The sequence below is a fragment of the Paenibacillus paludis genome (assembly GCF_042610515.1).
Lineage (GTDB): Bacteria > Bacillota > Bacilli > Paenibacillales > Paenibacillaceae > Paenibacillus_AQ.
Genome location: NZ_JBGJZP010000004.1, coordinates 17,054 through 33,679 on the forward strand (window position 1 = coordinate 17,054; position 16,626 = coordinate 33,679).

General features: G+C 51.9%; 17 protein-coding genes. 15 read left to right on the forward strand and 2 right to left on the reverse strand.

Annotated elements, in window-relative coordinates; translation table 11 throughout:
• The first annotated feature begins 54 nt into the window (after nucleotides 1-54).
• The 9 genes from ACAN56_RS08775 (at nucleotide 55) to ACAN56_RS08815 (ending at nucleotide 7,798) form a co-directional block, all read left to right on the forward strand.
• Nucleotides 55-267 (forward strand): hypothetical protein, encoded by a 213-nt coding sequence (locus ACAN56_RS08775; RefSeq protein WP_038584928.1) that lies wholly within the window; start codon nucleotides 55-57, stop codon nucleotides 265-267.
• On the forward strand, nucleotides 264-695 hold the full coding sequence (locus tag ACAN56_RS08780) for a peptidylprolyl isomerase (protein ID WP_379142106.1): 432 nt from the start codon (nucleotides 264-266) through the stop codon (nucleotides 693-695). Before ACAN56_RS08775 ends, ACAN56_RS08780 begins: the two co-directional genes overlap by 4 nt.
• A gap of 137 nt (nucleotides 696-832) precedes the next feature.
• Nucleotides 833-2,446 (forward strand): ABC transporter substrate-binding protein, encoded by a 1,614-nt coding sequence (locus ACAN56_RS08785; protein WP_038584934.1) that lies wholly within the window; start codon nucleotides 833-835, stop codon nucleotides 2,444-2,446.
• An 84-nt stretch (nucleotides 2,447-2,530) separates the two neighbouring features.
• Nucleotides 2,531-3,481: an ABC transporter permease gene (locus ACAN56_RS08790; RefSeq protein ID WP_076114551.1), complete on the forward strand. Its 951-nt coding sequence runs from the start codon at nucleotides 2,531-2,533 to the stop codon at nucleotides 3,479-3,481.
• 4 nt (nucleotides 3,482-3,485) lie between these two features.
• A complete protein-coding gene (locus ACAN56_RS08795; RefSeq protein WP_038584939.1) occupies nucleotides 3,486-4,331 on the forward strand; it encodes an ABC transporter permease in 846 nt (281 codons plus the stop codon).
• Nucleotides 4,332-4,346: 15 nt separating this feature from the next.
• Nucleotides 4,347-5,360: an ABC transporter ATP-binding protein gene (locus tag ACAN56_RS08800; RefSeq protein WP_038584941.1), complete on the forward strand. Its 1,014-nt coding sequence runs from the start codon at nucleotides 4,347-4,349 to the stop codon at nucleotides 5,358-5,360.
• Nucleotides 5,357-6,274: an ABC transporter ATP-binding protein gene (locus tag ACAN56_RS08805; protein ID WP_038584944.1), complete on the forward strand. Its 918-nt coding sequence runs from the start codon at nucleotides 5,357-5,359 to the stop codon at nucleotides 6,272-6,274. Before ACAN56_RS08800 ends, ACAN56_RS08805 begins: the two co-directional genes overlap by 4 nt.
• 73 nt (nucleotides 6,275-6,347) lie before the next feature.
• A complete protein-coding gene (locus tag ACAN56_RS08810) occupies nucleotides 6,348-6,785 on the forward strand; it encodes a hypothetical protein (protein ID WP_038584947.1) in 438 nt (145 codons plus the stop codon).
• A 176-nt stretch (nucleotides 6,786-6,961) separates the two neighbouring features.
• Entirely contained in the window at nucleotides 6,962-7,798 is an 837-nt protein-coding gene (locus ACAN56_RS08815) for an MBL fold metallo-hydrolase (RefSeq protein WP_379142113.1), read from the forward strand.
• Nucleotides 7,799-7,841: 43 nt separating this feature from the next.
• Here ACAN56_RS08815 and ACAN56_RS08820 read toward each other — a convergent pair whose 3' ends face one another.
• Nucleotides 7,842-8,681, reverse strand: coding sequence for an SDR family oxidoreductase (locus tag ACAN56_RS08820; protein ID WP_038584953.1), 840 nt, complete (start codon nucleotides 8,679-8,681; stop codon nucleotides 7,842-7,844).
• Nucleotides 8,682-8,886: 205 nt separating this feature from the next.
• Between ACAN56_RS08820 and ACAN56_RS08825 the strand changes: the two genes are divergently transcribed.
• Nucleotides 8,887-9,927, forward strand: a complete 1,041-nt coding sequence (locus tag ACAN56_RS08825) for an AI-2E family transporter (protein WP_038584955.1) — start codon at nucleotides 8,887-8,889, stop codon at nucleotides 9,925-9,927.
• 197 nt (nucleotides 9,928-10,124) lie between these two features.
• Here the strand turns inward: ACAN56_RS08825 and ACAN56_RS08830 are convergent, their stop codons facing one another.
• Nucleotides 10,125-10,556 carry a hypothetical protein gene (locus ACAN56_RS08830; protein WP_379142116.1) on the reverse strand — a complete coding sequence of 144 codons (432 nt, stop codon included), beginning with the start codon at nucleotides 10,554-10,556 and terminating at the stop codon, nucleotides 10,125-10,127.
• 293 nt (nucleotides 10,557-10,849) lie between these two features.
• Here ACAN56_RS08830 and ACAN56_RS08835 point away from each other — a divergent pair, with 293 nt between their 5' ends.
• From ACAN56_RS08835 to ACAN56_RS08855, 5 genes are all read left to right on the forward strand, one after another.
• Complete coding sequence (locus ACAN56_RS08835; RefSeq protein ID WP_038584958.1) at nucleotides 10,850-11,545, forward strand: response regulator transcription factor; 696 nt, start codon at nucleotides 10,850-10,852, stop codon at nucleotides 11,543-11,545.
• The gene (locus ACAN56_RS08840; protein WP_379142119.1) at nucleotides 11,542-13,011 is read left to right on the forward strand and encodes a sensor histidine kinase; all 1,470 of its coding nucleotides are present in this window, start codon (nucleotides 11,542-11,544) and stop codon (nucleotides 13,009-13,011) included. Before ACAN56_RS08835 ends, ACAN56_RS08840 begins: the two co-directional genes overlap by 4 nt.
• A gap of 85 nt (nucleotides 13,012-13,096) precedes the next feature.
• Complete coding sequence (locus ACAN56_RS08845) at nucleotides 13,097-14,218, forward strand: TolB family protein (protein ID WP_379142121.1); 1,122 nt, start codon at nucleotides 13,097-13,099, stop codon at nucleotides 14,216-14,218.
• 232 nt (nucleotides 14,219-14,450) lie between these two features.
• Nucleotides 14,451-14,996 carry a MarR family winged helix-turn-helix transcriptional regulator gene (locus ACAN56_RS08850; protein WP_379142123.1) on the forward strand — a complete coding sequence of 182 codons (546 nt, stop codon included), beginning with the start codon at nucleotides 14,451-14,453 and terminating at the stop codon, nucleotides 14,994-14,996.
• 150 nt (nucleotides 14,997-15,146) lie between these two features.
• Entirely contained in the window at nucleotides 15,147-16,601 is a 1,455-nt protein-coding gene (locus ACAN56_RS08855) for an aryl-sulfate sulfotransferase (RefSeq protein WP_379142125.1), read from the forward strand.
• The last annotated feature ends 25 nt before the right edge of the window (nucleotides 16,602-16,626 follow it).

Below are 16,626 nucleotides of genomic sequence, written 5' to 3' on the forward strand. Positions count from 1 at the left end.
TTAAAGACTGCAACGGGCAGTCGGCAGGCTGACGGGAGGAGTGGCACTATCGCTATGGATAAATCACCGCTGAAAGTACAACAGCTGATCAATCTGCTGCTGGCAATGAATCCGCGTGCCGAGGTGTTCTGGCATGATGCGGAGGGGAACTACCGTCCGCTGCGGGACGAGGATGTACAGGAGATCTATGCGCCGGAGGAAGCTGCCAAGACGGTTGCCCATATTGGCGGCCCTTATAGAAATGAAGAGCCGGAGGGGAGATCATGAAGCAGGCATCCATCAGACTGGAGCAAGGACAGGTCATTGAGCTTGAGCTTCATGAGCAGGAAGCCCCGGGTACCGTAGCCAATTTTGAAAAGCTGGCGAACAGCGGCTTTTATAACGGCCTGACTTTTCAGCGTGTAGTCCGCGGGTTCGTAGCTCAAGGCGGGTGTCCCGAAGGCACGGGGCGTGGAGGCACCGATAAAATCCCCTGTGAAACGCAGAATAATCCCCATAAGCATGTGCGTGGCGCCTTGTCGATGGTTCATTTCGGGCCTAATACCGGCAGCTGCCAGTTTTTTATCTGCTATGATACGTTTGATTATTTGGATCCCTGGCATACGGTGTTCGGAAGAGTCACGGCAGGAATGGAGCATGTGGACGCCTTGAAGCGCGGGGATATCATGTCAGAGGTCAAGGTGTGGAATCATTAGACGCCCTACCCGTCTTTACAGGCGATTCCCTCGAAATCCCATTATTGTGAAATTGCATCCATTGTAATCCCGAGTATTCCGATATATAATTCATAACAGAAGTAGTGAAGTTGTTCATAGACATGGAGGAGAAACAAATGCGTAGAGGATTATCAGGGGTTATTGTTCTAATATTGTTAACGGTTATGATCAGTGCGTGCTCCGGGGGGAATAACGCAGCATCAACAAATGCAAGCCAGTCACCGGACGCTTCGCAGCAGCCTGCGGCAGGTGAACCCAAAGACGGCGGGAACTTGATTATCGGGGTGGCTTCCGATCCGGTAGTGCTTAATCCGAACTATGCAGGTGACCGGGTCAGCTTGACGATTGACCAGGCGCTGTATGCCCCGTTGTTCCAGGTTAATAACGGAGAGAAAACATTTTATCTGGCGGACAGCCTTACGCCTTCGGCCGATAATCTTACTTATACACTGAAGCTGAAAAGCGGACTCACCTGGCATGACGGAGAGAAGCTGACTGCCGACGACGTAGTGTTTACGATTGACAGCATTTTGGATGAGGCACAGAATAGCTTCCTCAGAGCCAGCTTTGTCATCGGCGACAAGCCGGTCAAAGCGGTGAAAGTGGATGATGTGACTGTAGAATTCCAGCTGCCGCAAGTCAGCCCGGCTTTCGAAGCTGCACTGGTGCAGGTATTCCCGATTCCAAAGCATATCTTTGAGAATGAAACTGATCTGGAGAAAAGCACCAAAAATGCCTCTCCTGTAGGTTCGGGCCCATTCAAGTTCAAAGAATATAAAGCCGGTGAGTATCTTACACTGGAAAGATTCGATAACTACTTCGGCGGCAAGCCGCACCTGGATTCTGTAACTTACCGGATTGCCAAGGATACCAACGCTGCCAACCTTGCCCTGCAGAATGGCGAGATCAACGTGCAGTACCTGGATCCAAAGGATGTAGCGACTATCCAGGCTACAAATAATTTTCAGATCCTGCCTTACAGTGAAGGCCGCCTGGCTTATCTGATGTTCAACGCCAACAGCGACACAGGTGTTCTGGCTAAAAAAGAAGTACGTCAAGCTTTGTCCCTGGCGCTCAGCCGTGATGAACTGATTCAAACGGCATACACTTCCAGTGAATATGCCGATCCGGCGAAGTCATTCCTGACTCCGGACGCGCTATACTTCACCAATGACGTGACTACGTATGACAATGATGTCGCCAAAGCAAAGGAACTGCTGAAAGCGGCTGGGGTCAGCAACCTCAAGCTGAGATATATTGTGCAAAGCGGAAACAAAACACAGGAAGCCATCTCCCTGTATGTACAGCAGAAGCTTAAAGCGGTCGGCGTAGAGGTTGAACTGCAGAATATGGATTCCTCAGCCTGGGTGCAGAAGTTTATTGACCTGAAGGCTAAGGACTACGAGCTGGCATTGACCGGATATATCATGGGATATGATCCCGATGCTTACCGCATCCTGTTCACTTCGGGCGCTTCCTCCAACTATTCGCATTATGCGAATCCAGAGGTTGACCAGTTGCTGAAGGATGGAGCCGGCGAGGCTGATACAGCCAAACGCGGCGAGATCTACAAGAAAGCACAGCAAATTGTTGCTGAAGATGCACCGATCTACCCAATCGCTTATACTAAAACTGTCGTAGCCGTGTCCAACACCTATGGCGGAATTGAAGAAGCTGTTCTGAAGCCTGTCGTTATTTTTGAAGATTTGTCCAAAATCTATTTGAAATAAAGCGCAGCGAAAAATAAGTACGGCAAAAAATAAGCTGGACATCCAGCTTATTTTTTGCTGATCAAGAGCTGGGAGAATATGCGTATGAGACAACTCATTTTTCGTAGACTGCTGCAAACGATCCCGATGTTGTTTTTCGTGTCGGTTGTCTGCTTTACGATGATCAAGCTGGCTCCGGGAGATCCGGTGCTGTCCTTTGTAACACCGAATATGCATGCCGATGATATCGAGCGCATCCGCCATAACCTGGGGCTGGATAAGCCGGCGTATATTCAATATTTTATCTGGATCAAAGAAATCGCCCAGGGCGACTTCGGGTATTCCCTGGTCAACCATCAGCCGGTATTGGATCAAATACTGGACCGTTTGCCGGCGACAGCCGGACTCATGGGCAGTGCGATCCTGCTTGCGGTACTGCTGGCGATTCCCCTTGGCCTGATTGCCGGAGCGAACCGCAACCGCTGGGCCGACAAGCTGATTAATTTTATCTCCTACATCGGGATTTCGGTGCCATTATTCTGGCTGGCCATTTTGCTAATGTACTTATTTGCCATTAAACTGCATCTGCTGCCGAGTATGGGGATGCGTACGATTGGCGTGGAATCGGCGGTTGATGTGCTGAAGCACGGGATTTTGCCTTGCTCTGTTCTGGCTTTTGGTTTTCTCGCCACATACGTGCGCTACATCCGCTCCAGCACCATCGGACAGCTGAAAGAGGAATATGTGCAGATTCAGTATGCTTTTGGCTCGAAGAAGTCGACGATACTGTTTCGTCATGTTATGAAGCATGTGCTGCTGCCTGTAATTACGCTGCTCGGCATGTCCATGGGCGATCTGGTGGCAGGGGCGATCGTGACGGAGACGGTATTTTCCTGGCCGGGCATCGGGTCGCTGGGAATGACGGCAGTCAAGGGAATGGATTACCCGGTCATTATGGGGATCACGCTATTCTCTTCCCTGATGCTGATTATCGGCAATCTGGTGGCGGATATTCTCTATAGCTTCGTTGATCCGAGAATTAAATTAAAGGGGTGACCTCATGAATCGCAGTAAATGGAAAAATCTAAAATCAGAGCTGTTTACGAACGGTCTGGGTGTCGCCGCTCTCGTAATATTGATTGTATTTACCCTTGGAGCCATTTTCGCCTTCCTGTCCGGCTATGATCCCAATGCAATGGATGCGATGGCGAGACTAACTCCGCCGGGGGCCGCCCATTGGTTTGGAACGGATGACTATGGACGGGATTATCTGGCCAGAGCGTTGTACGGCGGCCGCGTGTCCCTGCTGGTTGGCTTCGCCTCGATGGTTGTGGCAACCGTCATTGGGGTAACAGTGGGCGTAATCAGCGGCTATTTCGGCGGCTGGCTGGATAATCTCCTGATGCGTATGCTGGATGTTATCATGTCGATTCCTTCCTTCCTGATTCTGCTGCTGCTCAGCGTGTTTCTGAAACCAAGCGTCAGCAACATTATCATCATTATTGCGCTCCTGATGTGGATGAATGTAGCCCGGGTTATCCGTGCGGAGGCGATGACGATCAAGGAACGCGAATATGTGCTGTACGCCAAGGCGTCGGGACAAAGCGCCACAGGCATTATCTGGCGCCACATTCTTCCCGGCCTGGTGCCGGTCATTATTGTAGGGGCAACGAACAACATTGCTTCGGCCATTATGATGGAATCCTCGCTTAGCTTTCTCGGTTTCGGCGTACAGCCGCCGAATGCCACCTGGGGCAGCATGCTGAACAGCGCGCAGGGCTATATTGCCCAGGCGCCTTACTTGGCGCTGTTTCCCGGGCTGATGATTTTGTTAACCGTACTGAGCTTTAATGTGCTGGGTGATATTTTGCGGGTTGGCTTTGAACCGAAGCTGATCCGGAGATAGGAGAGTGAAGACATCATGACGCAGAGGCTGCTGTCTGTTGAGGATTTGCAAGTATCGTTCTCTACCCGCGATGGGGAGAATCAGGCGGTCCGGGGAGTCAGCTTTCATATAGATGCCGGTGAAACTGTGGGAATCGTCGGGGAATCCGGGAGTGGTAAAAGTGTCACGGCCAAGGCGATTATGTCCCTGATTACGCCTCCGGGCCGCATCACCGCCGGAAATATTGAGTTCCGCGGCGAGAGTCTGAACGGGCTCTCGGAGAAGCAGTGGCGCAAGCTGCGCGGCAACCGGATCGCCATGGTCTTTCAGGACCCGATGACCTCGCTGAATCCGGTTAAGCGAATCGGGCAGCAATTAACGGAAGTCATCCGCAGACACCGCGGATTGAATAAAGAAGCGGCTTATGCCGAAGCGGCGGACATGCTGCGCCAAGTGGGCATCCGTGATCCGGAGCAGCGGCTGAAGCAGTATCCGCATGAGTTCAGCGGAGGAATGCGGCAGCGGGTGATGATCGCCATGGCGCTCTCCTGCCAGCCGGAGCTGCTGATTGCCGACGAGCCGACAACCGCGCTTGATGCAACGATCCAGGCGCAGATTCTTGACCTGTTTAAAGAGCTGAAGGGAAGATCGGAGACCGCTGTCGCGCTAATCACCCATGATCTCGGTGTGGTGGCGCAGGTCTGCACCCGGGTTATCGTGATGTACGGCGGGCTTATTATGGAGGAGGGGACGGTTCAGGATATCTTCTACCGCCCCCAGCATCCCTATACCCAAGGCCTGCTGCGCTCGATTCCGAAACGTGGCGGCGGCTCGCGCGAGCGGCTTATTCCGATTGAAGGCACGCCGCCGGATCTGCTGGATCCGCCGCCGGGCTGCCCGTTCATGGAACGCTGCCCGCATGCCTTTGCCCGCTGCAGCGAGCGGCCTCCGGTAACCGAGCTGTCTCCGGGCCACCGCTCAATGTGCTGGCTGGCTGAAGGCGCGCCGGAAGCTGCTGCAGTTCGTGCGGAAGGAGGGGAAGCCCTGTGAGTAAAAACGATGTGCTGGTGGATGTGAACAATCTCAAGAAGCATTTCTCCAAAGGCAAAGATATGCGCGGACGCGACACCGCCGTGCTGAAAGCAGTCGACGGCGTAAGCTTCCAAATTCGCCGGGGGGAAACCTTCGGACTGGTCGGAGAATCGGGCAGCGGAAAGTCGACAGTAGGACGCTGCCTGCTCCGGCTATACGATTATACAGGCGGCGAGGTGTCATTTGACGGCCAGTCGCTCGGCTCTCTTAGCGAGAAGCAGCTGAAGCCTTTCCGCAGACGGATTCAGTCGATCTTTCAGGATCCGTATTCCTCGCTGAATCCCAGTCTGAATGTGCTGGAGCTGATCAGCGAGCCGATGAAAATCCATGGCGTGCACCAGGGGGAAGAACGCAAAGAAGCGGTGGCTTCGCTGCTGGAGAAGGTAGGACTCAAGAGAGAGCATCTGTACCGCTTCCCTCATGAGTTCAGCGGCGGCCAGCGCCAGCGGATATCCATCGCCAGAGCGCTTTCCGTGCGGCCTGAATTTGTCGTCTGTGACGAGCCGATTTCGGCGCTCGACGTCTCCGTCCAAGCTCAAGTCGTCAATATGCTGGAGGATTTACAGTCCGAATTCGGACTGACGTATCTCTTCATCGCCCATGATCTGTCGATGGTCCGGCATATTTCCGACCGGATCGGCGTCATGTACGGCGGACGCCTTGTCGAGGTTGCGGAGAGCGATGAGCTGTACGACAACCCAATTCATCCGTATACCAAAGCGTTGCTGTCTTCCATTCTGGAGACAGACCCAATGAAGGTGAATCAGAGAATTCATCTGGACGGCTTCTCTGTCTCGCGCGGCGAGGGCGAAGCCGTTAAGCTGCAGGAAGTGAGCCCAGGCCACTTTGTGGCTTACGACTTCGCGGAATAAAGGACAGCTGTGCTATGATTTGAAATAAGGATAGGCTGAGTTAATGGTGTTATTACTGGAGGGAGGTCATACAATGACAGAAACATCGGGCAAAGTTAAATTATCGCAATGGGATGCGCTGCTGCTGGAATCGCTGCGGTCCTTGGGGTGGGAGAGCGGGCAGCTGCTCGGAATAACCTCCGGGGGAGAGCTGCCGGTGGATGAGAGTGAATTCCATTTTGACTATCAGCAATTGGCAGCATTCGCTGCGGAGCAGCCGGAGGAGTACCGCCGCGCGGTAACGGATGGCTACCAGATCAAGTACAATACCATTCGTGGAATCCGCAGCTGGATTGCCGTAGCCCTCGGCAAAGAGGCGCAGCTTGAGCTGGAGGAAGGCAAGGAAGCGGTGGAATTGGCTCTGACGGACGCTGAGAAAAGCCGTCTGGAAGCGGTGCTCTCCTTCGGATGGCATATTATTTCAGGACAGGCTGAGGCGGGAGTATACCGGATTGAGCCGATCCAGCGGTAAACGGGGTACAAGGCATTCATAAAGTTCTATCGACATCAGAGAAGATTGTGCCTGGCGCTCTGCCGGGGCAATCTTTTTTTATTGAAATATAAGTATTTATATGTGAACTTATAAGGTAGACATAAGAATTTTGCTGGTGTGAAATAGAAACGTTGATCCGGCTAGGAGGGGAATCGGTGTTAAAATCGAAAAGCGCAGGGGTTACACTATTTCAGAGTGATCTCTATGAGACCAATTCGCTTGTAGTGGAGACTGCAGACTGTGTGCTGGTGGTGGATCCATGCTGGCTGCCGCGTGAAGTGGAGGAAATCCGGCAGTATGTAGAGAATACCCTTGCCGGCAGACGGCTGCTGCTGTTATTCACGCACTCTGATTATGATCATATTATCGGGTATGGGGCTTTCAAGGAGGCCGAAGTTATCGCCAGCAGAGCATTTGCAGGCAAAAGCGAAGAAGAGCGGAAGGCGATTATCGAGGATCTCCGGACCTTTGATGACAATTACTATCTGAGAAGGCCTTACGAGACAAATTATCCGGTAGTGGATCATATCATAGAACAGGATGGGCAAACGCTAGTATTCGGAGATATGGTGCTGACCGGCTATGTTGCGCCGGGGCATACGGATGATGGACTGTTTACCTTGGTTGAACCGCTCGGACTGTTCATTGCCGGAGACTATTTGTCGGACGTGGAGTTCCCCTATGTTTATGACAACAGCCGTTCCTACGAGCAGACGCTGGGCAAACTGGAACTGATCCTTGCCAGTCATGCTGTCACGCTGCTGGTTCCCGGACATGGGGAAGTGGCCGACAGTCTGCCCGAAATCTCGCGGCGCAAAGCCGTAGGTCTCGCTTATATTGATAATCTGCGGACAGCTATAGCTGAAGGCAAGCAGGAAGACATCGAACGCCTGATCGACGGCTGTGCGTTCCCGCGTAATATGGCCAAATTCCACCGGAGCAACAGGGAGCTGATAGAGAAGGAGCTGGCCGAAACTGCCGGTGAGACTTAAAGACCGGAAACGCAGTTTAGAGCCAGCTCCTCTTTCAAGCCGTTTATAGATTGAGCTGGATCTTGCGGGTGTTGAGCACACCTTCGAGTCCGGTAGGGTCTGTGCTTATCTTGCGGGAGACGAAGGCTTCCGCCTGTTCCGAGGTGCGGATCCGCAGCGGCTTGGTTTCCATATGCACCAGGTCCCACATGACGTCCGCTACAGAAGCAGCGGTCTGCGGCACCACGTTCCGCTGCAGGAATGTCGCGGTATAGGCATCAAGAACCGGCTTATATTCGTCCTCCAGAATTCCTCCGGTGTCGGCTACATGACCGAGCACGGTCTTGTTGAATTCAGTGGCGATGGCTCCCGGCTCAAGCAGCGTGACATCAATATTGAACTGCGGCTTGTAGTAGGTAGCCAGACTTTCCAGCAAGCCCTCCACCGCGAACTTGCTGGCGCAGTAGATCTCGTTCATCGGCTGGCCAACCAGTCCGCCGACGCTTGAAGTGGCTACAATGTGTCCATATCCGGTGCGGCGCAACAGCGGCAGCGCGGCTCGAATCGTATGCATGACGCCATATACGTTAGTGTCGAACACCTTTTGAATGTCCTCCAGCGGTGCTTGTCCAAGCGCCCGGAGATAGCCAAAGCCCGCATTGGCAAACAACACATCAAGTTGGCCCTGCTCCTGATCAATCCGCTCGATCACAGCCTGAACCGATTCCGGCTTCGTAACCTCCAGCTCTACAAAATGAAGATTGCTCTCTCCACGGTACTGTTCCTGATCACGTGCGGGGTTTCGTGTACCAGCGTAGACGATCCAGCCTTCACGCGCGAACTTCAAGGCCGAGGCCAGGCCAATTCCGGATGAGGCTCCGGTAATACAGATGATTTTTCCCATAAGATAAAGACCTCCAGTGGCAGAAATGATTCTGCATATTTAACGATTATTTTCCACATTATAGCATAATATAGGCTCGGCTCTGATAAGTTGACATAAAGTTTGTATTTCCGCGTATTTTAGGGGCCCTCCAAGTTGCTATAAGTGATTTCATTACTGTAGACTATAAATAAAAGTCCTAATTGCAAGCGAATGGAGAGGAACAATGGAAGTATTCAAGCGTTACTACGCGAATTTAACAGCCCGGCGGTTTTTAATTCTGGCGCTGATCGCACTGTTGCTGTACAGTATTCGAGACATGCTGAATTTGGTGCTGCTGACGTTTTTGATTGCTTATGTAATGAACAGCTTTCAGGTATTGCTGACCAAGCGGACCAGTAGATTTGTTAAGGTGAACAGTAAGGTTATTATTATCATCTTATATCTGGCTTTAATCAGCATGATCGTGATGGCCCTCGTCAAATATCTGCCCAAGGTTTTTGAGCAAATTAAGCAATTAACCAATTTTCTCAGCACCTTAACCTCTGAAGATATTCCGCAGAATGAGATTATGCAGTATTTATTCAACATGCTGAAGGATTTGAACTATGAGTCCTATATGAAGAGCGGCATTGATTATGTGCTCAAGATCAGCAATTGGGGCACAACCTTCGTATTGTCAACCATTCTGAGCTTTGTTTTCATCCTGGAGAAGAACCGGATTGTCAGTTTTACCTCCCGCCTGAGAGAGAGCAAGATTTCCTGGTTCTATGTGGAGCTGGAGTATTTCGGCAAAAAATTCATCTCCTCCTTCGGCAAAGTCATTGAAGCCCAAATTCTGATAGCGTTGTTCAATACTTTCTTCACGGTCATCGGGCTGTGGATTCTTGGCTTTCCGTACCTCTTCGCGCTGTCGATCATGATCTTCATGCTCAGCCTGATCCCGGTTGTCGGCTTTGTCATCTCCCTGATTCCGCTCTGCATTATCGGCTATAGCATCGGCGGGCTGGAAATGACGATCTATGTGCTGGCGATGATTGCAGTACTGCATTTTGTCGAAGGCTATTTCCTCAACCCGAAGCTGATGTCTTCCAAAATGAACCTGCCGATGTTCTACACCTTTATCGTGCTGCTGTTCTCCGAGCATTATATCGGCGTATGGGGACTTATTCTCGGCATTCCGATCTTCGTCTTCTTCCTGGATATTCTGGATATTACCCGGGAGAAGCAGGTACCTCTGGATATTGAAGCGAAAAAGATTCAATAACCTGTCAGATTCCTTAGCGGCATAATAAAAAGTGGCATTCCTACTTAACGAAAGTTGGAATGCCACTTTTTCTTTGTTCAAATATAATGAATTTATATGCTGCACGCTATAAATTATCCTTCTATTTCTCGCTGAAACGGATACCGTCCTTTTGAGGACGGCATCCGTTTCCACTTGCGATTGTTATGTAGTTCCCGTTAATCGAATGAGGTAAGAACACTTTGAGCCACAAGCTCGCTGAGTTCGGCTTTCTGAGCGGTATATTGCTCCGAAGTAATGCTTCCGCTTGCCAGTCTGGCATCAAGCTGCTGGGTTAACTGGGCAACCTGCAGGTGAATAACACTGTCAATATTCCCGCCGTTCTCTACAGCGATATCATGTAAGGACTTCCCGTCATAGAGTGCCTCGTACAACTCCTCGTCAGAGGATTGATTCAGTGCCTCCAGTAATTCATCCTTGTCTGCCACATTGGTAGAAGTGGACCATTTTGCTACCGGAGCGGCTGCTGCTGCTACTGCTGCAGGCTTGCCCCAGGTGGTTCCTCCAAAGGACATGGCCACAATCATTGTTCCGACAATCATCACCCGTTTAATGTTCATGCGTTTAATGTTCATATGTTTTATATTCATCAGTGTCATCCTCACTTTAAGTGTAATGTTATATCAATCAAGGGGCGTAGGTTACGGCAATTAGGACTTTAGCTTAAGCTTATTGTAAACGGTGAAGCTGAGGCTAAGCTTAAGTCTGGTTTAAGATAACCTAAAAATTGGGCTCCTGACGAATACTACGTTTAAATTGGCAAGCGGGTTCGTTTTTTTGGAAGCAGGCAAGGATTTTGGTCAAACAGGCGAACAAAGGTATACTACAAATAGAACAATTGGCCAAGAAATAATTAAACCGGAAGCGGGAAGGTGAACCGAAGATGGCTAAAAAAGTGCTTGTTGTCGATGACGAGCCGGGCATTGTAAGTGCGATTGCCTATGCGCTCCGCCGTGAAGGTTACGAGGTGGACACCGCCGCTGACGGCGAAGAGGCGCTTGGCAAGGTATTGACCTTCCGGCCGAATGCCATGGTGTTGGATGTGATGATGCCGAAGCTGAGCGGATACGATGTATGCCGCAGGCTGGAGAACCGGAAGGACATCGGGATTATTCTGTTGACCGTCAAAAATGATATCGTTGATAAAATCGTCGGCCTGGAGCTGGGCGCGGATGATTATATGACCAAGCCGTTCGAAATCCGTGAGCTGCTGGCCCGTGTCAAGGCACTCTTGCGCAGGCTGGACAAACAAGGCGGGGAGGCACCGGCCGAGATTATCGAATATGGGGCGCTGCACGTGTACCCCGGAAGGCGCAGTGCCGAGCTTGACGGGCAGCAGCTTGAGCTGACACCGAAGGAATTTGATCTGCTGCTCCTCCTGCTCTCCCACCCGCAACGTGTCTATATGCGCGAAGAGCTGCTGGAACAGGTGTGGGAAATGGATTATGCCGGAGGCACACGTACGGTGGACATCCACATCCAGCGGCTGCGCAAAAAGCTGGGTGAGCCGTACCAGAATGTGCTGCAAACCGTCTATGGGGTCGGCTATAAAGCCATTTCTGCCGGGAGTTACCCATGAGGATCAGCATCAAGCTGAAATTCAGCCTGTTCCTGGCCGTACTGCTCATTCTGGCTGTAAGTGTGCTGAGCTATTTTGTGCTGCAGGGTGTAGCCAGGAATCAGCAGCTACAGGCTGAAGACTACCTGGACCAGCATGTCAAAACAGTGAATCTGCGGGTGAAGCAGACGTATTATACGGGTGCCCGTCTCGAACCGCAGGCATTCATGCAGCAGCGGGGCAGATCGCTGGCTGTGGAGCTGGCCGGGTTCACCGGCCTGGAAGTTACACTTTACGATGCGGCGGGGCAGGTCGTTGGCAGCTCGGTCCAAGGAGAGACTGCCCCGGCAGGGCAGGATGTCTCCGGTGCGCTGGCCTATGCGTTGCAGAATAAAATCGCCTACCAGAACGCAGCGGATGATAAGCTGCTTTATCTGGCTCCTGTGCAAGGACCGGAGAAGCAGATGGGTGTTGTGCAGCTGCAGTATTCGCTGAAGAGCGCCCAAAGCTTCCAGCAAACCTTACAGAACCTGTTCCTGACGACCGGTGCAGCCGTGCTGGTGCTCAGCTTCATCGTCGGCTATCTATATTTCAACCGCGCCGCTGCGGCGATCGGGCGGCTTAAGAAGGCGGCAGAGTCGATCCGCCGCGCCGAATATATCTCTGCTCCACCGGTGAAGCGGAAGGATGAGCTGGGCGAGCTGGCTGAAGGCATTTACTTCATGAGCCGCGAGATTGAGAGCAGCATTGCCGCAAAGGATGAGGAGCAGCGCAAGCTGCAGCTGGCCGTCACCAAGCTGCAGGCGCTGGAGCAGCAGCAGAAGCAGTATATCGGCAATATCAGCCATGAATTCAAGACGCCGCTGACCTCTATAAAAGCTTATGTAGACCTGCTGAATATGTATGATGATGATCCCAAGCTGTTGTTTGATGCCAAGCTCAATATTGCCAAAGAGACTGGGCGGCTGTATGAGATGGTTGAGAAGGTACTGCAGCTGACGGCGCTGGAGAAATACGATTTCGAGTCACAGGCTGAACTGCTGGAGGTGGCTGAGGGCCTGGAGGATATTTGCGGACGCATGAACGGCAAGGCGGAGCGCTACGGGATTATGATTACGCTGGATGCCGAACCCGCCCATATCTGGATTGATAAGGAGAGCTTTATGCATATTTTTATCAATCTGCTCGACAATGCGATCAAATATAATGTCCCGCAAGGGAGAGTTCATCTTCATAGCGAGGTCCGGGACCAGCGGGTATGGATCACCATCAAGGATTCCGGTATCGGGATTCCTCCCGAGGCCCGCGACAAGATTTTTGAACCCTTCTTCACGGTCAACCGTGACCGTTCCAGAGCCTCAGGCGGGACTGGACTGGGCCTATCCTTGGTGCGCAATCTGGTGGAGAAGCAGAACGGAACCATTACTCTGCTGGAGACAGAAGGGGAAGGCACGGCATTTGAACTGTCTTTTCCGAGGGTCTCTTAATTTACAATTTGGAAACATCCGGAGGCGCTTTGGAAATACTCTTCCGGTATGCTTGGAGCAACTTAAGCTTGTAGGGGGAACGATCATGGCTGCAAAGATAGGCGGAAAGCCGGGCAAGGCGGCGCTGTTTCTGTTGTGCACGGCAATACTGTTATCCACGGCGGCTTGCAATGCGGGCGAAACGGAGACACGGCAGATCGTAGAAAAATCCGGCCAGAAGATCACCGTTCTGGACAATACCAGCGAATCGGTCTACACGAAGCTGGAGCTGGAGGGCATTGACAAGGTGGAGAATGTCCGTGGAATGGATTTTGTCAGTGAAGACAGCCTTGTTGTGGATAAGGAGAATCGTCAGCTGCCTCCACAGACGGTTGAGGGCCAGAAACGTTATCCGCATAATCTCTATCTGCACAACCTATCCACGGATGAGGAGACTCCGCTCCTGGTAGGGGAGAAGAATTACGGCTCGGCCCTGCTGTCTCCCGACAAGAAGCATCTTCTCTACAAAGAGTTGGAGGATTTCACCGGCTTTGGCTACATTATGAATCTGGAGACTGGAGTATCCGTACAGGTGGACGATACGCAGTTCAGGAGCGAAGAGGGGAAATGGATTGATAACGGGCAGATTCTTTTTCCTGATATGGAGGGCAATATCCTAAGAGTCGATCTGAATGGTGATCAAGAAATTGTGCTTAAACCCGGTGCGGCGTATGTTCATGAGGTGGTGCAGTCGGGAAGCCTGATCTATTACGTCACAGGTGAAGAGGCGGAGTTGAACGCTTACAATACCGAAACGAAGCAATCCAAACTGCTGAAGAAAAGTGTCATGTGGGTCATTCCTTCACCGGACGGGAGCAGGCTGGCTATTGTAAAACGGACCAAGCCGGGAGAGATGGTCCTGGTTCTCTGCGACACGGAGGGCAATGAGCAGTCAACACTAGCTTCGGCGCAGCAAATATTCGGAACCAGCTGGTCCCCGGACGGGAGCAAGCTGGCTTATGCACTAACTGCCGGAAACGCTGCTTCGGGTCAGGACGGTTTATTTATCACCGAAGTGGAAACGGGCGAACAAACACCGGTTCTGGCTGACATTGAAGTGGCCGACCAGCTGCGCTGGAGCCCTTCCGGCAAGAAGCTGCTCGCTTCTTCCGGCATTTTGAAGGATAATGCGTACCAGTTCATAACTTATGTGATCCGGTTAACTTAAGATGAAGATACGGGGCATCCTGCGGGATGCTTTTTATTTTCTCTAAATCCACACTTGACAGGTTGGTTTAAGGGGGTTTATGATTACTGCAATAATTCACCAGTCATTAAATGAACAATGAAATAATTACCTGAGCCGATTGGACCGCCAAAGGCTCCCGCATGATCTCCCTATGGGGGGAGTGTGCCGGGAGTCTTTTTTTGTTGGCTGATGGAAGGGAAGTAGGGAGAGCATGACGGAAGAACAATGGGAGCAGCTGGAAGAGGCGGATTATCTGTTCCGCAAAATGGTGCGCAGGTTTGTGAAGGAGCGTGACCGTGTAAGTGTTGCGGGGATTACCTTGCCGGGTATGCTGATTCTGCACAAAATCATCCGCGAGGGTGAGCAGCGGCTTGGCGATCTGGCCGGGCAGCTCGATTTCACCTCCGGTGCGATTACTGCACTAAGCGATAAGCTGGAGGCCGGCGGGTATACAGTGCGCAGGCGCAAGGAAGATGACCGCAGAACCGTATTACTCGATATTACAGCCAAGGGCAGGGAAGTGGCCGAGCGCAACAGCAACATCGGGGCCCGATGTATCACGCTTCTGTTCGAGGGCTTCACGGAGGAGGAGCTTGAGCTGCAGAGCCGCTTTTATGAACGGATCATCAGCAATCTGGAGGGGTTCTCGGATACGCTGCTGGAGCTGGCGCAGCAGAATGCCGAGCCCCCCGTTCCTGCCAGCCCTGAACAGAAGCCGCCGAGAACCGTGACAGAGAGCAAATATCTTAGTTACTGAGAAAATAATGTCTATGCTTCCGAAGCAGTTTTGTTCGAAGTGACTCAGGAAGTGTATACACACAAAACTTAAGCAAATGCTTCCGAAGCGAGTTTTGTTCGAAGCCGATTCAGGAAGCCAATACACACAAAACTTTAAGGAGAGATGATTATGGGACATTCAACAGTTTATCCAACAGGAGCAACAGTGTACAATCCGGCCAAGGCGTGGAGCGGCTATACGGTATTTCAGGCGGGTGAAGAAGGTGTAGTGCTGATCGACATGAACGGCAAAGAGGTTCATCTGTGGCAGGGGCTGCTCGGCTTTCCGGCCAAAATCCTCCCCGGCGGTTATGTACTAGGCAGCACGGGCCGGAGAGATCCGAAGTTTGGCATTCAGGATAATGTGGATCTGGTGCAAGTCGATTGGGATGGCAATATCGTCTGGAAGTACAACAGCTATGAGCATATTGAAGATCCCGGCTATGAGCCGCTGTGGTATGCCCGCCAGCACCACGATTACCAGCGGGAAGGTAATCCGGTCGGCTATTACGCTCCGGGGCTTGAGCCTAAGGTAAGCAGCGGCAAGACATTAATTCTCGCCCATAAGAACCTGCACAACGACATCATCTCCAACAAAGAGCTGCTGGATGACACCATTCTTGAAGTGGACTGGGAAGGCAAAATTATCTGGGAGTGGAAGGCCAGCGATCACTTTGCTGAACTGGGCTTTGACGAAGCGGCCCGTAATGTCCTGTTCCGCGACCCTAACACGCGTTCCTTCGGTAATCTCGGCGGCGGCGTAGGCGACTGGCTGCATATCAACTCTGCATCGTACGTGGGGCTGAACAAGTTCTATGATAATGGAGACGAACGGTTTCACCCGGATAACGTCATCTGGGATGCCCGGGAAGCGAACATCATCGCGATTACGGACAGGAAAACAGGTGCTATTGTCTGGCGGCTCGGACCGGACTATTCTCTCCCTGAAGTGAAGCATATCGGATGGATTATCGGCCAGCATCACGCTCACATTATTCCAAAAGGGCTGCCGGGTGAAGGCAATCTTCTCGTATTCGACAACGGCGGCTGGGGCGGTTATGGTCTGCCGAATCCGGCATCACCTTTCGGGCAGAAGAATGCGGTGCGCGACCACTCCCGTATCCTGGAGATTGATCCCGTAACGTTAGAGGTCGTATGGCAATACACTTCGGCAGAGGCCGGATTCTCAGTTCCGACGGACTCCTATAAATTTTACAGTCCTTATATCAGCTCGGCCCAGCGGCTAGCCAATGGGAACACGTTGATTACAGAAGGATCGAACGGCAGATTGTTTGAGGTTACTCCGGAGTATGAGCTGGTCTGGGAGTATGTCTCGCCATTTACCGACCGCCGAAACACGAATATGGTCTACCGCTCCTACCGGGTGCCGTATGCATGGGTGCCGCAATTGGAGAAGCCGAAGGAAATTGCGATTGAACCCATAGATGTGACCACCTTCAGAGTGTCTGGTGCAGCGCCGAAGGGCTCGGATTCTGTAGTAAGTGTAGCGACAACCCTGCCGTTTGTAGAAGGAGCTGCTTGTGTGGCTACCGCTGATGAGAGCGCTGTTCAGAGAGCGAGATAGATTAATTCCAAAATGAAGAGGTGTG

Bases quoted from the DNA above. Each gene is read 5' to 3' on its own strand.
- ACAN56_RS08775 (WP_038584928.1), top strand. From the start codon at position 55: ATGGATAAATCACCGCTGAAAGTACAACAGCTGATCAATCTGCTGCTG.
- ACAN56_RS08780 (WP_379142106.1), top strand. From the start codon at position 264: ATGAAGCAGGCATCCATCAGACTGGAGCAAGGACAGGTCATTGAGCTT.
- ACAN56_RS08785 (WP_038584934.1), top strand. From the start codon at position 833: ATGCGTAGAGGATTATCAGGGGTTATTGTTCTAATATTGTTAACGGTT.
- ACAN56_RS08790 (WP_076114551.1), top strand. From the start codon at position 2,531: ATGAGACAACTCATTTTTCGTAGACTGCTGCAAACGATCCCGATGTTG.
- ACAN56_RS08795 (WP_038584939.1), top strand. From the start codon at position 3,486: ATGAATCGCAGTAAATGGAAAAATCTAAAATCAGAGCTGTTTACGAAC.
- ACAN56_RS08800 (WP_038584941.1), top strand. From the start codon at position 4,347: ATGACGCAGAGGCTGCTGTCTGTTGAGGATTTGCAAGTATCGTTCTCT.
- ACAN56_RS08810 (WP_038584947.1), top strand. From the start codon at position 6,348: ATGACAGAAACATCGGGCAAAGTTAAATTATCGCAATGGGATGCGCTG.
- ACAN56_RS08820 (WP_038584953.1), bottom strand. From the start codon at position 8,681: ATGGGAAAAATCATCTGTATTACCGGAGCCTCATCCGGAATTGGCCTG.
- ACAN56_RS08825 (WP_038584955.1), top strand. From the start codon at position 8,887: ATGGAAGTATTCAAGCGTTACTACGCGAATTTAACAGCCCGGCGGTTT.
- ACAN56_RS08830 (WP_379142116.1), bottom strand. From the start codon at position 10,556: ATGAATATAAAACATATGAACATTAAACGCATGAACATTAAACGGGTG.
- ACAN56_RS08835 (WP_038584958.1), top strand. From the start codon at position 10,850: ATGGCTAAAAAAGTGCTTGTTGTCGATGACGAGCCGGGCATTGTAAGT.
- ACAN56_RS08840 (WP_379142119.1), top strand. From the start codon at position 11,542: ATGAGGATCAGCATCAAGCTGAAATTCAGCCTGTTCCTGGCCGTACTG.
- ACAN56_RS08845 (WP_379142121.1), top strand. From the start codon at position 13,097: ATGGCTGCAAAGATAGGCGGAAAGCCGGGCAAGGCGGCGCTGTTTCTG.
- ACAN56_RS08850 (WP_379142123.1), top strand. From the start codon at position 14,451: ATGACGGAAGAACAATGGGAGCAGCTGGAAGAGGCGGATTATCTGTTC.
- ACAN56_RS08855 (WP_379142125.1), top strand. From the start codon at position 15,147: ATGGGACATTCAACAGTTTATCCAACAGGAGCAACAGTGTACAATCCG.